This is a genomic window from Paenarthrobacter sp. NPDC091711, assembly GCF_044756605.1.
Classification (GTDB): domain Bacteria; phylum Actinomycetota; class Actinomycetes; order Actinomycetales; family Micrococcaceae; genus Arthrobacter.
In genome coordinates this window covers 1-13,463 of sequence record NZ_JBIVTF010000028.1, presented here as the reverse complement: position 1 = coordinate 13,463, position 13,463 = coordinate 1, and the positions used below count along the sequence as shown (strand labels likewise).

Here is a 13,463-nt window from a genome sequence, read left to right as displayed (position 1 = left end):
GTCACGGGCGAGGACATCGGAATGCCCATCACCATTGAAATCACCCGGACCCGTAACCGACGTCATGACATTCCAACCCTGACCGGCCTGAACACGGGCAAGCCAACCACCAGAACCGTTGCCCGGATAGAGCCACAGGGTCCCGGAGGTGTCACGGGCGAGGACATCGGAATGCCCATCACCATTGAAATCACCCGGACCCGTAACCGACGTCATGACATTCCAACCCTGACCGGCCTGAACACGCGCAAGCCAACCACCAGCACCATTGCCCGGATACAGCCACAGGGTCCCGGAGGTGTCACGGGCCAGGACATCCGCATACCCATCACCATTGAAATCACCCGGACCCGTAATGGAAGTCATCACATTCCAACCCTGACCGGCCTGAACACGAGCAAGCCAACCACCAGAACCGTTACCCGGATAAAGCCACAACGTCCCCGAAGAATCACGGGCCAGGACATCCGCATACCCATCACCATTGAAATCACCCGGACCCGTAATCGACGTCATCACATTCCAACCCTGACCGGCCTGAACACGAGCAAGCCAACCACCGGCACCGTTACCCGGATACAGCCACAACACACCCGAAGAATCACGGGCCAACACATCAGCATGACCATCGCCGTTGAAGTCGTTTTTCTGTGTACCTGGTCCCGGCTCGACATGGAGGGCTGAGACGGTATTGCTATCAGAGTTGGCTACATAAACAATGCCGGTGTCCTTGTTGAGGGCCAGCGCAATGGGACCTGCACCGACGGGGACCCTCTTGGTGGTGTTGCTGGCACCATCCAACACCGTGACAGTATTCGTAGGATAATTCACGGCGAAAAGTTGGTTGGTGGATTCATTGACAACCATGTCCATCGCTGAAGAGCCGAAACTCTTTTCCACCACAGAGAGAGACGTGCCGTCGATAATGGCACCTACATCAAGGTAGTTAGCGGCGAATATTTTGTTGGTGGTTGAATTCACGGCGAGTGACCATGGGGGAATCGGAAGGCTGATGGTTGATGTTGCGTTTGAGGCACCCTCGATCACAGTCAGGGATCCGCCGTAGCTGTTCGGTACGTACACCTTGTTGGTAGCGACATTGACCGCGGGGTCCCTGGGACCCTCTCCCGTGGGGACTGTAACGGTCTCATTCGAGAGTCCGTCGATGATCGTCACAGTGTTGGAGTAGTGGTTTGTAACGTAAACCTTATTGATTGCATCATTTACCACTAGATCCGTCGGCATATAGCCGGTAGCAACAGTCGTCGTTGTGTGGGTAAGACCATCAAGGACTGTCACCGAACCCGCCCCACCATGGGCGACGTACACCTTGTTCGTTTTGGTATTGACAGCAATGTCACCAGGCTGAGTTCCTACCGGAACGGTGACGGTGGTATTTGTTGCGCCATCGATCACAGTCACCGAATTACCGTCACTGTTTGCCACGTACGTTTTGTTGGTGACGGGATTAACTACGAGGGCGACTGGCCTGGCACCGGCACTCACAGCCGTAGTGCTATTCGTGGACCCATCAATGACCGTGACGGAGCTATCACCGGAATTTGCTACATATATCTTGTTGGTCTTCTCGTTAACTGCCACTGCTAGGGGCTTGTTCCCTGTTTGAATCGTGGCGGGCAAGTCCGGTGCGGCATGGGCCGGGGTATTGAACGGAGAGAGCGTGGAACACGCAACAAGGATGGCAGTCGTGGCCACAATAGAGGGCAGTAAACGAGGCATGATCCTGAGATTACGGTAGAGATCCCCGTTTTATGGTCACTGGGTCAAGAAACGCAGTAAAAGTTATCTTTTATGACTGCATTCCCCGCCTCAGAGGTAGTTACTGCGGCTCAGCCCAAAAGATGCACCATTTGCCCAGGCCTGGCTTGGCCGATCAGGTCCACGTCCTCGTCCCGGACCACTGCGATGACCGGGGACTCGGCAGTATCCGGGTGGCCGGCCAGTGCAACAATAGGAAGGCCCGACGGCGGCAGCAGGACAGAGCCCGATACCAGCGGTTGGCGCTGGTGTTCTTCGGCGGCGGCATCCAAGGAAGCAGCAGAACCGTCAAGTGGTCGGCCAGCGAGTCGCGCACCCACTCGATCCGATTTCGGCGAGAGGATCCAGGGTTCACTGGTCAATCGAAGCCACGTACCGGCGTCGAAATTCGATGCCTGAGGCCCGCGCGAAACCCTGACCACCACTGGGCGTTCCGGATCCACAGCACGCCGGGCGGGGTGGTTCACGTCGGGGAAACCATGGCCAAGCGGCCGCCCGAACGTCAGAGTCGCACCAGCGCGTAGCGCCTTCTCTTGCGCTGGCTCTCCGTGCGCCATAATTCCGCCTTGGACCCCCACGTAGTAACGGAGACCAAACAGGGCAGGGCCGAACTCAAGCACTGCTCCGGGAGGGACACGAACCGCTTTGTTCAGTGGAAGTTCCTTGCCGTTGAGGGTCACCACGCCCTCGGCGCCGGTAACCGCCACGGCCGAGCCCGTCACGAATCTCAGCTTCAGCCCACCCAGCAGCACCTCGAGTCCGGCTGCAGCGTCCGGGTTACCCAACAAGGTATTGGCCAGATGCATGGACGCACGGTCCAGTACCTTCTCCTGGCCGAGAACCAGCGTGCTCGATCCCGACTCCACCACTACCGCACCCATCGGACCTCCCCAGTCACAGGTTTACGGACACGGATTTATGCGAACGCTTCAATCTCAACGCCGGCCTTCTCCAAGCCCTCCCGAACCGCAGCAGCCATGTTCACTGCGCCGGGCGTATCGCCGTGGATGCACAGCGAATCGGCCTGCACCGGCACCACGGTTCCGTCTATGGCCAGCACTTCTTTGCGCGTTGCGAGCCGCACGGCCTGGGCCACGACGGCGTCAGGGTCATGCAATACGGCGCCTTCCTGAGTACGCGGTACCAGCGTCCCGTCCGGGAGATAGGCCCGGTCCACGAATGCTTCGCGGAACACCGGGTGCCCGGATTCCTCAGCGAGCGTCAGCCACGCTGACCCCGGCAAACCCAGGACCGGCAGCCCGGGATCGTAGGCGTGGACGGCCGCCACTACGGCTTCGGCTTGCTCAGCGTCGCGGACGATCCTGTTGTAGAGCGCACCGTGGGGCTTCACATAATCCACTGATGCTCCCACCGCGTGGGCCATGCCGTCCAAGGCGCCCAGTTGGTACAGGACATCTCCGAACAACTCATCGAAGGTCATGTCCAAGGAACGCCGGCCGAAGCCAGCCAGGTCCCTGTACCCCACGTGGGCGCCGACGCGGACATCCAGTTCGAATGCTGCACGGCAGCTGTCCAGCATGGTGAGGGGATCCCCGGCGTGGAAGCCGCAGGCCACGTTGGCGCTGCTCACGATGCGGAACATCGAGGCGTCGTCTCCCATGGTCCAGGAGCCAAAGGACTCCCCCAGGTCAGCGTTCAGATCCACCGTTACCGCCTTCCAGCGTTGTTTTCAGGGCATTCTTTGGTGCGTTCGGGAGCAGCTCGCCCGGCACGGTATCCGGGAGCGGACCGAATGCTTCCTTGGCCGTGGACACCACGGCCCGGCCCATCATCAGGTTGCCTGCACCACCTACCACGGCGCCCACGCCGAACGGCAGGGCGCGTCCGAGGAACGCGGTACCTTGCCGTTTCAGGAGGTTCTTCAGGAACGCACGCTGGATGGAGTCGCGGATGACGCCGAATCCACTACCTGGAATCTTCTTGGTCAGCGTCCGGCCCCACGCGTTGGTCACTCCTTTGCCACGACCCAGCGACTGGCCGCTCAGGGCACCCAGCATGGACGTGCCCTCTTCTCCCAGCATGATGGCCATGACCATGGTTTGAGCGCGAACGGGATCAGTCAGCCGGATACCGTGCAGCTCCGCCAAGGATGACGCATAGAGAGCGGTGGTCTCCAGGAAGCCCACGGTTGCGAGCGCGGATAGTCCCAGCGACGCCGCGGTTCCAATACCAGGCACGACGGCGGTAGCTCCCACCGCTGCACCCCCGCCGGAGATGGCAAGCAGGTAGTGGCGTTCCAGTTTGGCGGCAAGCTGAGCCGGTGAGTCATTGGGGTGCCGGCGTTGAAGCCTGCGGAGGTTTGCCAGGACCAGGGGCCGCTGGACTTCCACGGCCTTCAGCAGCACATTGTGCACTCCGGGCTTGGCGTTGCCTTGGTCGTCAAACACTGCGTTATGGGCTGTTTCCTGGGCGATCTTCACCGCCGGGTTGGGGCGCTTGGGCATCTTCACCTCTCCTTGGCAGTTAGTCGTTTTACGGGGAACTGCTGGCTTCAGCCTATGCCACGCCCTCGCCCTGCGAGTGCCGTTGATGGCCGTATGTGGACAGTATTCCGCGGAGAGCGGACCCCACTTCGGCCATCCTCCAGCGTAAACTGGGATGCACTCACGGAAGCAGTCCAAGCAAGGACAGGAAGTATCCGTTATGAATGCCTCGGACAAGAACGAACATGCCGTCCGGCACCACGCCGACGCCCCGGCGGAGGGTGAAACTGAAGGCTGGGTTCCGCACGATACCGGTTTGCACAGCCAGGACCCCGCAGAAGGTGCGGACATCGACGACGACGACGCCCCGCCGTCGGGCGCTTCATAACCTGGTTCCTCCTGGACTTCGTTCCAGAGACCGGGTGCCAACCACCACGCCAACGCACAGGTTTAGGCTAAGGGAATGGCCTCGCTGAGAGCGTTGCGTCCCTTCGCGCACCGGGAATTCCGGGTGCTGATTTCTGCGCTGTCCATATCCATCTTCGGATCCGGCATGTGGGCGGTGGCGATGGTTTATGAGGTCATCCACCTTGGTGGCGGTCCGCTTGAACTATCCTTGGTTGCCACCGCAGCCAGCATCGGATTGGTGGGCTTTGTCCTGGCGGGCGGTATCGCGGCCGACCGGTTCCCGCAGCGGCTCCTCATCATTGCGGTGGAAGGCGCCAACCTTGCCGTCATTGCCACCATCACAGCACTTGCCATGTTCAATGTCATTCAGCTGTGGCACTTGGCCGTGGGGGCCTTCGTCCTAGGTGTGGGCCAGGCGTTCTTCTTCCCCGCGTATTCGGCCATGCTTCCGCGCATCCTGCCGGCCGACGACCTTCTGGCTGCCAATGGACTGGAAGGAACAGTGCGGCCGGTTTTGCAGCAGGCAGCGGGCCCGGCAATCGCGGGGATCCTGGTGGCGGTGCTGTCCCCGGCCCATGCCGTGGCCGGCGTGGCAGTGTGCCACTTGCTGGCGTTTGGGATTGTGAACCTTCTGAGCCGTCAGGCTTCTGGCCCGGGTGAAACCGTTCCGGACACTACAGCCCCGGGAACCGGCAGATCCTCGCTGATCAAGGACCTCCGGGAAGGATTCAGCTACACCATCCGCACACCGTGGCTTCTGTGGACCCTGATCTGGGCCTGTTTGTCCGTGCTTTTCCTGATCGGTCCCATCGAGGTCCTGCTTCCGTTCGTGGTCCGCGATCAATTGGGCGGCGACTCGAGGACGTTCGGCTTCCTGCTGGCAGTCATGGGGGTAGGCAGCGCCGCCGCCGCGCTGGCCACGGCAACGTTCCGCCTCCCCCGGCGCTACCTGACCGTGATGGTGGTGACGTGGGGGTTGGGAAGCCTGCCGGTTGCTGCGATCGGATTCATGGACAATTTCTGGGTGCTCGGCGCCGCGATGCTCGTCTTCGGTGCCACCGAGGGAGTTGGCATGGTCATCTGGGGGACGCTGCTGCAACGACGAGTGCCACGGCATTTGCTGGGTCGGATTTCAAGCCTGGACTTCTTCGTTTCGCTGGCCTTGATGCCGGTTTCCATGGCCCTTGCCGGACCTGTGGCCGAGGTGGTTCCTCTCTGGCTCATCTTCTTCATCGCCGGTTTGGTGTGCCCCATCATGGCCTTCGTGGCGCTCTTCGCAGCACGCATGATGACCGATGAGATGGAGAACCCCTTGACCTCCACCACCATGGACTCAGAATCTGCAGACACTCAGCCCGACTCTGTGTAGCGTGTGTCCGCACCGCAGTGCTAGCGGGCCCCCGAGGACCGTTCCCCCGGGGCATGTGGTTGGGACGCGAAGATGTTCAAACCCAGGACCCGGGATAGATACGCGGTGGCCTGTTGCCCGCGGACGCTGTTACCGGCAGAGTCGAGCCGCGGCGAGAAGGCCCCGATTCCTGCCTTGCCGGGTGACACCGTGAGCAGCCCACCGGACACCCCGGATTTGCCCGGGAGCCCGATCTCGAAGAGCCATTCCCCGGATCTTTCGTACAGCCCGTTGGCCGCAAGGATGGCAAGGGTGTCCCGGCAGACTTCAGCGGAGACCACCCGCTCGCCACTCACGGGATTGACCCCGCCGTCGGCCAATGTGGCGCCCATGATGGCGAGGTCCCGGGCGCTGACGCGCAGCGAGCATTGCTTGGTGTAAACATCCACTACTTCCAACGGATCGCGGCCCATCCTGCCGTAGCTTTCCAAAAGCCGGGCAATGGCGCGGTTCCGGGTATTGGTCGCGGATTCAGACAGGTAGACCTCCTCATCCAGCATCAGCGTACGGCCTGCGAAAGCCGACAGTCCCTTGTGAATGTTGTCCCACTGATCGTCCGGGGTGGTGCCTGGCACCAGGGCGGTGGTGGCCAGCGCACCGGCGTTGACCATGGGATTCATGGGGTGGCCGTCATTGAGTTCTATTGCCATCACGGAGTTGAAGGCCAAGCCGGTGTTGTTCACGCCCACCAAGTCACCCACGGCAGTGTGCCCGAGGTCCTCACACACCAGGGCGTAGACGAAGGCTTTGGAGATGGACTGGATGGAGAACTCCACCTCGGCATCGCCGGCCACATGCACTCCGCCATCCACCTCCACCACGCAGACGCCGAAGAGATCAGGGTCAGCTTGCGCGAGAACGGGGATGTAGTCTGCCGCGGAGCCGTCACTGCACGCACTGTTCCGCTCGTATGCTGCCGCTACCAGCGAATCGACCTGATCCCAGCCGGGCAATGTTCCGGTTGAGACTGTCTGTTCCACACCCTCAACATTTGAATCCACCACGGCGTCCCCCACGATTCGTTGAAACTGATGCCCGGACGGGATGCGGTTACTTGCCGGGTACGAGCGTCCCGATCTGATCCCCGCCTTGGCCGAACACCGCCAGCTTCCCGTCTTCCTGGATTTTGGCCGTCGACGCGTTTGAAAGCCAGGTATCCACGCCTTCGCAGGCCATCCGGGTGGAGGCGAAACCTCCGAACGAGATGGTCTTGCCGTCTTCTTTCCACGATCCCCTGAGCCTGTTGCAGCCATCAGTTCCGGTGGCATTGCCATCTGATGTGAGGTCCAGGGAAGGTTGCTTGGTGTCGCTGGTGTCACCCCACGCACCGACGAAAGGACTGGTGCCGCTTCCCGCGCAGCCTGCAATGAAGACGGCAGCAATGAAGGCCAGGGAAACAGCGCGAATGATGCGGGGCTTGGTCTGCGCCATGCGGTCAGTCTAGGTTTACGCACTTCGGCCGTCTACCGGGTCGTGCGGTCGGTCGCGACTCAGACGACCGACCGCACTAGCCCGGTTTACTCAGTGATGGCGCCCCGGGCGGGCCCCAGAACCCGCCACACCCATCACTGACAACTCCGTCGGCGAACCACAACGCGGCCGAAAAGGGCTACGGCACGGACGCGGTTCAACGACTTGGGCACTGGATATGTGCCCTGGCCTGCGGAAACGTGACGCGGACTTATTGGGTAGGTCTTTTCCCTCTGGTTTTCCCATCACTTTCCGGCCGGTCAGAACACACATAAGCAGTAGGAAAAAGTGAGCAACTGACGCCCCCGCAGGAGCAAGATATGAAGTTATCCCAAGGTCCGGCCTTCGCAACCACTGTGTCGTTGACGAGTGCTCCGGACATCCACCTTCTGTACATGGTGGGCCTGGTCTTCGTTGCAGGCATCGCATGGCTGGGCACGGTTGGCCTTCTCCTCTTGCTCGCACCATTGGCCATGCTCTTCCTGGGACGCACCAAGCTCCGCAGGGTCGCAACCGGCGCCGCTGGCCCGGCCAGCGAGCCCGACGGCGGTGGGTCGCCCCCGCCGTCGTCACTCTGCGGCGGCGACCAAGCGGCTCAGTTGTACTAAGGAGCCCAGCACTCAGAACCGTTCGTCAAACTGCCTAGTCCTCAAAGCGCAGTTGGTTGTCACTACTGCCGCTGAGGTTGGCGATGATTTCTGATGCAACAGCATGAAGTTTTTGGTTTCGGTGGCTTGATGCTTTGGTCAGCACGCTGAATGCTTCGTCCTGGCTGCATCGGTTCTGGGCCATGATGACGCCGCAGGCGAGGTCAATGACTGTCCTGGAGGACATCGCCGTCTTCAGGTCGGCGTTGAGTTGCTCCACGGTTTCCACCCTGATGGCCAGGCGCAAGGTACTACCGGCAACATCGGCGAAGGCGGCAGCTTCAGCAATGACAGCATCTGTGAAGGTCCCGGCTGTGGGTGCGAAGAAGTTGATGACCGCCTGAGATGTCTCGCCCAAGTCCATGGGAACACCCAGGGCACTATGGACGCCCTCAGCTGCCAAGGCCTTGCTGTAAAGCGGCCAGTTGGTGTCGGTGCTAACGTCGGCCAGGAGCATCGGACGCCCGGCGTCTAACGCTGCCAAACAGGGGCCCTGCCGAAGTTCCTGTTCAATCTTGTCCAAATACACAGCCCTCTCACTGCTGCCCGCAACAGTGGACGTCCGTTTACGTCGGCGCAACGTCAGGGCGCAGTCGATGTTTTCGCCGGCCACCTTGCTCATGGCATCACAGGCGAAGCCGGTCACGCCATTCAGGATTCCGTGGATGTCTGAACTACCGACCACCAATTCGTGCAGGCTTCTAATGTGTTCGGCACTTCCGGTAGGTTCCATGAGCCTAATCGTAGGAACACTTGGGCCTCCCGTCACCCATTGCCCGGGAAACCGAGGAGAGGTAAAGTTTAAAAAGTAAGGTACCTGATCAAATCACTCCGAGAGCGACCCGCCGCTTGCAACGGGATACCTGCCATGGAAGATCCACGTAGAACAGCGCGAAACCTCATACGGAACCGGACCATCGATATTGAAGACCTGTGGCTCAGGTACTGGGCCCAGGGAGGAAATGCTCCCGTCCTTGAGCTTGACGCCTACGTCTTTGAGATCCAGGAACGGCACCCTTTCGAGCTGCGAATCCTGTCCTGGGCGCTCGAAGACCTCGGCATCGACGCTCCGCTGTGAGGGAGAGAGTCCCCCTACCTGAGACACCGCAGTATCGCTAGCCTTGGCCCATGGAATCCGGATTGGAATCTTGGGGCGAGTTCAATGTGGCGATCGCCGGCGCTGGAGCGGCGCTTGGAGGGCTGCTGATCGTGGCATTGTCTGTGAATATCAAGCAAATCGCCGAGTCGCGTGGACTTGCAGCGCGCGCGGGAGCCTCCATTTCCGCGCTCATCCTCGGAGTGGTCCTGTCCTGCGCGGCGCTCATCCCGGGCCTCGAGCTGTGGACTTTCGGCGTCGTGGTTCTGCTCGGAGCCCTGGCGGGCGGGGTGATCGCTTTCCTGGCCGCCCGCGCCGTCTTGGGCGATGACACCCCGGGGCACCCGCACCGCTGGGATACTCAACACATTGTTTCGTTCGTTTTCCCGCTGGTCATTTACGCAGTGGGTGGCGTGCTCACTGTGCAGTCGCTTTCCGCGGGCCTGGTGATGGTTGCTTTCGGAACCATCATTGCGCTGATCGGCGCAGTGGTTTTTTCGTGGGTGGCTTTGGTGGAGATATTGCGTTGAACGCAACAGAAAGCGTACGACGGCGGGAACCTCCCGCCGTCGTACGCTTTCTGTTGCGAGGTGAATTATCCGGCTTTTCCAGCCAGCGCGACCAGCACGCCTGCGGCAGCGAAGTACTTGTTACTCCCCAGGTCGCGGACGGTTTTGATACCCAGGTCAGCGAGCAGTTCGGCGTGTTTGTCGGTCAGCCCGGCAAGCGCCGACGGCGGGGCCGCCAGGATTTCATCAAGGGTGGAGTTTTCGTAGGCTTTATCGAGTGCTTTGCCCAATTCAACAGAAACAGCCAAGGCATTTCCTTTCATCGATGCGGAACAATTGCAAACGTGCTGTAGACCATTAGCCCTGTCCGGGCCGCATAACGATCAAGATAGCCCACAATGGCGCACATTTGGCACTCTGCACCCCTATGAATTAAATAATCTGCGGAATCACCCTTAGGTGGCGCGCGCTAGAGCGTGGCTGCAGCTGCCAGGTGTCGTCGCTAGAGGTTTTCCACCAGCGAGACGTCCCGGACGGCACCCTTGTCAGCGGACAGCGCCATGGCGGCGTAGGCACGAAGAGCGGGTGAGACGTGGCGTTCGCGGTCTTTCGGCTTGTAACCACCGTTGACTTCGAGCTTTTCGCGGCGCTCGGCGAGGATCTCGTCGGAGACCTGCAACTGAAGCGAACGCTGCGTGATGTCGATGCTGATGATGTCGCCGTTCTCCACCAGGGCGATGGCACCACCGGAGGCAGCTTCCGGGGAGATGTGCCCGATCGACAGGCCCGAGGTACCGCCGGAGAAGCGGCCGTCCGTGATGAGGGCGCACTTCTTGCCCAGGCCGCGGCCTTTGAGGAACGAGGTTGGGTAGAGCATTTCCTGCATACCCGGACCGCCCCTGGGGCCTTCGTAGCGGATGACCACCACGTCGCCTTCCTTGATGGTCTTGTTGAGGATCTTTTCCACGGCTTCGTCCTGTGACTCGCACACGACTGCAGGGCCTTCGAAGATCCAGATGGACTCGTCCACGCCTGCGGTCTTCACCACGGCGCCGTCCACTGCCACGTTGCCGCGCAGCACCGCCAGGCCGCCGTCCTTGGAGAAAGCGTGCTCCACGGAACGGATGCAGCCACCCTCGGCGTCGGTATCCAGTGAGGTCCACTGGTTCGACTGCGAGAACGCGGTGGAGGAGCGCACGCCGCCGGGGGCTGCATGCCACAGCGCCTGTGCTTCCTCAGTGGCTTTGCCGCCACGGATGTCCCAGTCGTCCAGCCAGCCGTCCAGGTCATTGGAGTGCACCGAGTGGACGTTTTTGTGCAGGAGGCCGCCGCGGTTCAGCTCACCCAGCAGGGCGGGGATACCGCCGGCGCGGTGCACGTCCTCCATGTAATAGGTCTTGTCCCCGGCGACGTTCGGGGCCACCTTGGCCAGGCACGGAACCTGGCGGGATTTGGCGTCCATCTCGGCCAGGCCATACTCCACGCCTGCCTCTTGGGCCGCGGCCAGCAGGTGCAGAATGGTGTTGGTGGAGCCGCCCATGGAAATGTCCAGGGCCATGGCGTTGTCGAACGCTTCAGCGGTGGCGATGGAGCGCGGCAGTACAGACTCGTCGTCGCCGTCGTAATAGCGCTTGACAAGCTCGACGACGGTGGCGCCGGCCTTCTCGTACAGCGCCTTGCGGGCGGTGTGGGTCGCCAGCACCGAGCCGTTGCCCGGCAGGGCCAGGCCGATCGCCTCGGCGAGGCAGTTCATGGAGTTGGCGGTGAACATTCCCGAACAGGAACCGCAGGTGGGGCAGGCGTTCTCTTCGATGAGGTTGATGTCTTCATCGGAGATGGATTCGTCAACAGCATCGGCAATTGCGTTCACCAGGTCCAGGGAGCGCACAGAGCCGTCAGTCAAGGTCACGCGGCCGGCTTCCATAGGACCGCCGGAGACGAACACCACGGGGATGTTCAGGCGCAGCGCGGCCATGAGCATGCCCGGTGTGATCTTGTCGCAGTTGGAGATGCAGACCAACGCGTCGGCGCAGTGTGCGTTGACCATGTACTCAACGGAGTCGGCGATCAGGTCGCGGGACGGCAGGGAGTAGAGCATGCCGGAGTGGCCCATGGCAATGCCGTCGTCCACGGCGATGGTGTTGAATTCGCGCGGCACAGCGCCGGCCGCGAGGATCGCGTCGGAGACGATCCTGCCCACAGGGGCCAAGTGAGTGTGGCCCGGAACGAATTCCGTGAAGGAGTTGGCCACGGCGATGATCGGCTTGCCGATGTCCGTGTTGGCGACGCCGGAGGCGCGCAGCAGTGCGCGGGCGCCGGCCATGTTGCGGCCGTGGGTAACTGTTCGTGAGCGTAGTGCAGGCATAAGTACCATCCTGCTGTTCTTCTATGACGGGCGGAAGACGGTGTTGCTACTAGTAGTGAAAGTACCAGAGTAATAGTGTTGAGTGCGTGAAAGATGAGAGGCGCAAGGAGCTGGGGCTATTCCTCAGGACGCGCCGCACCCAGGCCCTACGTTCCGATTACGGCCTTCCCCCGGTGGGTCGATCCCGTGAGCGCGGCCTACGCCGGGAAGAGATCGCCTTCCTGTCCGGCGTGAGTGTCACCTGGTACACCTGGCTGGAACAAGGCCGGGATATCAGTCCCTCACGGCAGGTCCTTGAATCCATTGCGCGGGCCCTGCACCTTTCGGACACCGGGCTGAGCTACGTGCTGTCTTTGGGCGGCTATTCATCCGCGCCGCCTAAAGGACCCGTGGCGGCCGATGCTCCTGCGCATGTGCAGCGGCTCCTGGACGCCTTGGATCCTAATCCCTCCTACGCTTTGTCCCCGGACTGGGGCATTGCCGGCTGGAATCGGGCTTATGAGGCGCTGTACCCCAACATCGGTACGTTCGATGCCTCGGACCGGAACCTGCTGTGGCTGGTGTTCACCGACCCCTTCATCCGCAACCTTCTCCCTGATTGGGACGTCACCAGCAAGCGATTCCTGGCTGAGTTCCGAGCCGAAACCGGGCAGCGCTTGGGCGACCCCGATGTTGAGTACCAGGTGGAGCGACTCAAGGAAGCAAGCCCCGAATTCCAGGAAAGCTGGGACCGCTACGACATCCTGGGCTTCGAATCCCGCGAGCGCCAGTTTCACCACCCTGCAGTTGGCGTGCTGCACATGGAACATCACCAGGTCTCCCCCTCGGACAGGCCGGACCTGCACATCGTGGTCTATACCCCGGCGCCGGGGAGCGACGCCGGGGAACAGATGCAGCGATTGATGGGCCTGGGTAAAGACGGCTGATCGGTCCAGGTAAATAACTCACCCAACCACGTGGATGGCTTCACCGCGTTCCAGGAATACTCAGCTTCGGAGTGTCTTGAGCTACCTTTTTTGGTTGGTCACTTTGAGTGACAGCTACGTCGTCTTGCCGACCGATCCGAGCTGCTGGGCGGCTTCGACGATGCGCGCGGCCATGCCGGCTTCGGCGGAAGCGCCCCAAACGCGGGGATCATAGGTCTTCTTGTTGCCCATTTCGCCGTCGATCTTCAGGACGCCGTCGTAGTTGGAGAACATGTGGCCGGCCACCGGGCGGGTGAACGCGTACTGGGTATCGGTATCGATGTTCATCTTGATCACACCATAGGAAACGGCGTCAGCGATTTCCTGCTCGGTGGAGCCCGAACCGCCGTGGAAGACCAGATCAAACGGGTT

The 13,463-nt window shown here is 61.3% G+C and carries 16 protein-coding genes; 6 read left to right on the top strand and 10 right to left on the bottom strand.

Annotation, left to right across the window (positions count from 1 at the left end; translation table 11 throughout):
* From ACIQH5_RS22240 to ACIQH5_RS22225, 4 genes are all read right to left on the bottom strand, one after another.
* The coding region (locus ACIQH5_RS22240) for an FG-GAP-like repeat-containing protein (protein WP_400407773.1) at window positions 1-1,740 on the bottom strand (1,740 nt) is incomplete at its 3' end.
* 110 nt (window positions 1,741-1,850) lie between these two features.
* Window positions 1,851-2,660, bottom strand: a complete 810-nt coding sequence (locus ACIQH5_RS22235) for a biotin-dependent carboxyltransferase family protein (protein WP_400407771.1) — start codon at window positions 2,658-2,660, stop codon at window positions 1,851-1,853.
* 35 nt (window positions 2,661-2,695) lie between these two features.
* Window positions 2,696-3,445, bottom strand: a complete 750-nt coding sequence (locus tag ACIQH5_RS22230) for a LamB/YcsF family protein (RefSeq protein WP_400407769.1) — start codon at window positions 3,443-3,445, stop codon at window positions 2,696-2,698.
* Entirely contained in the window at window positions 3,429-4,244 is an 816-nt protein-coding gene (locus ACIQH5_RS22225; protein ID WP_400407766.1) for a hypothetical protein, read from the bottom strand. The genes ACIQH5_RS22230 and ACIQH5_RS22225 overlap by 17 nt, the downstream gene beginning before the upstream one ends.
* 154 nt (window positions 4,245-4,398) lie before the next feature.
* On the opposite strand from ACIQH5_RS22225, the gene ACIQH5_RS22220 reads away from it, so the two are divergent.
* Window positions 4,399-4,611 (top strand): hypothetical protein, encoded by a 213-nt coding sequence (locus tag ACIQH5_RS22220; protein WP_400407764.1) that lies wholly within the window; start codon window positions 4,399-4,401, stop codon window positions 4,609-4,611.
* A 75-nt stretch (window positions 4,612-4,686) separates the two neighbouring features.
* Window positions 4,687-6,000, top strand: a complete 1,314-nt coding sequence (locus ACIQH5_RS22215; RefSeq protein ID WP_400407761.1) for an MFS transporter — start codon at window positions 4,687-4,689, stop codon at window positions 5,998-6,000.
* Window positions 6,001-6,020: 20 nt separating this feature from the next.
* Here ACIQH5_RS22215 and glsA read toward each other — a convergent pair whose 3' ends face one another.
* A complete protein-coding gene (gene glsA / locus ACIQH5_RS22210) occupies window positions 6,021-7,043 on the bottom strand; it encodes a glutaminase A (RefSeq protein WP_400407758.1) in 1,023 nt (340 codons plus the stop codon).
* Between the two features lie 46 nt (window positions 7,044-7,089).
* Window positions 7,090-7,470 carry an META domain-containing protein gene (locus ACIQH5_RS22205; protein WP_400407755.1) on the bottom strand — a complete coding sequence of 127 codons (381 nt, stop codon included), beginning with the start codon at window positions 7,468-7,470 and terminating at the stop codon, window positions 7,090-7,092.
* A gap of 359 nt (window positions 7,471-7,829) precedes the next feature.
* Here ACIQH5_RS22205 and ACIQH5_RS22200 point away from each other — a divergent pair, with 359 nt between their 5' ends.
* Window positions 7,830-8,117: a hypothetical protein gene (locus ACIQH5_RS22200; protein WP_400407752.1), complete on the top strand. Its 288-nt coding sequence runs from the start codon at window positions 7,830-7,832 to the stop codon at window positions 8,115-8,117.
* A 34-nt stretch (window positions 8,118-8,151) separates the two neighbouring features.
* On the opposite strand, the gene ACIQH5_RS22195 is transcribed toward ACIQH5_RS22200, so the two are convergent.
* Complete coding sequence (locus ACIQH5_RS22195; protein WP_400407750.1) at window positions 8,152-8,889, bottom strand: GAF and ANTAR domain-containing protein; 738 nt, start codon at window positions 8,887-8,889, stop codon at window positions 8,152-8,154.
* Between the two features lie 135 nt (window positions 8,890-9,024).
* Here ACIQH5_RS22195 and ACIQH5_RS22190 point away from each other — a divergent pair, with 135 nt between their 5' ends.
* Window positions 9,025-9,234, top strand: coding sequence for a hypothetical protein (locus ACIQH5_RS22190; protein ID WP_400407748.1), 210 nt, complete (start codon window positions 9,025-9,027; stop codon window positions 9,232-9,234).
* 50 nt (window positions 9,235-9,284) lie between these two features.
* The gene (locus ACIQH5_RS22185; protein WP_400407745.1) at window positions 9,285-9,782 is read left to right on the top strand and encodes a hypothetical protein; all 498 of its coding nucleotides are present in this window, start codon (window positions 9,285-9,287) and stop codon (window positions 9,780-9,782) included.
* Window positions 9,783-9,847: 65 nt separating this feature from the next.
* Here the strand turns inward: ACIQH5_RS22185 and ACIQH5_RS22180 are convergent, their stop codons facing one another.
* Both ACIQH5_RS22180 and ilvD read right to left on the bottom strand, forming a co-directional pair.
* A complete protein-coding gene (locus tag ACIQH5_RS22180) occupies window positions 9,848-10,069 on the bottom strand; it encodes a hypothetical protein (protein ID WP_062071178.1) in 222 nt (73 codons plus the stop codon).
* A 194-nt stretch (window positions 10,070-10,263) separates the two neighbouring features.
* The gene (gene ilvD, locus ACIQH5_RS22175) at window positions 10,264-12,126 is read right to left on the bottom strand and encodes a dihydroxy-acid dehydratase (RefSeq protein WP_400407743.1); all 1,863 of its coding nucleotides are present in this window, start codon (window positions 12,124-12,126) and stop codon (window positions 10,264-10,266) included.
* Window positions 12,127-12,212: 86 nt separating this feature from the next.
* Here ilvD and ACIQH5_RS22170 point away from each other — a divergent pair, with 86 nt between their 5' ends.
* Entirely contained in the window at window positions 12,213-13,052 is an 840-nt protein-coding gene (locus ACIQH5_RS22170) for a helix-turn-helix transcriptional regulator (protein WP_400407741.1), read from the top strand.
* A gap of 114 nt (window positions 13,053-13,166) precedes the next feature.
* Here ACIQH5_RS22170 and ACIQH5_RS22165 read toward each other — a convergent pair.
* The coding region (locus ACIQH5_RS22165; RefSeq protein ID WP_400407738.1) for a class II fructose-bisphosphate aldolase at window positions 13,167-13,463 on the bottom strand (297 nt) is incomplete at its 5' end.

Coding starts and splice junctions, on each gene's coding strand:
- ACIQH5_RS22200 (WP_400407752.1), top strand. CDS start 7,830: ATGAAGTTATCCCAAGGTCCGGCCTTCGCAACCACTGTGTCGTTGACG.
- ACIQH5_RS22225 (WP_400407766.1), bottom strand. CDS start 4,244: ATGCCCAAGCGCCCCAACCCGGCGGTGAAGATCGCCCAGGAAACAGCC.
- ACIQH5_RS22215 (WP_400407761.1), top strand. CDS start 4,687: ATGGCCTCGCTGAGAGCGTTGCGTCCCTTCGCGCACCGGGAATTCCGG.
- ACIQH5_RS22190 (WP_400407748.1), top strand. CDS start 9,025: ATGGAAGATCCACGTAGAACAGCGCGAAACCTCATACGGAACCGGACC.
- ACIQH5_RS22205 (WP_400407755.1), bottom strand. CDS start 7,470: ATGGCGCAGACCAAGCCCCGCATCATTCGCGCTGTTTCCCTGGCCTTC.
- ACIQH5_RS22220 (WP_400407764.1), top strand. CDS start 4,399: ATGCACTCACGGAAGCAGTCCAAGCAAGGACAGGAAGTATCCGTTATG.
- ACIQH5_RS22235 (WP_400407771.1), bottom strand. CDS start 2,660: ATGGGTGCGGTAGTGGTGGAGTCGGGATCGAGCACGCTGGTTCTCGGC.
- ilvD (WP_400407743.1), bottom strand. CDS start 12,126: ATGCCTGCACTACGCTCACGAACAGTTACCCACGGCCGCAACATGGCC.
- ACIQH5_RS22195 (WP_400407750.1), bottom strand. CDS start 8,889: ATGGAACCTACCGGAAGTGCCGAACACATTAGAAGCCTGCACGAATTG.
- ACIQH5_RS22185 (WP_400407745.1), top strand. CDS start 9,285: ATGGAATCCGGATTGGAATCTTGGGGCGAGTTCAATGTGGCGATCGCC.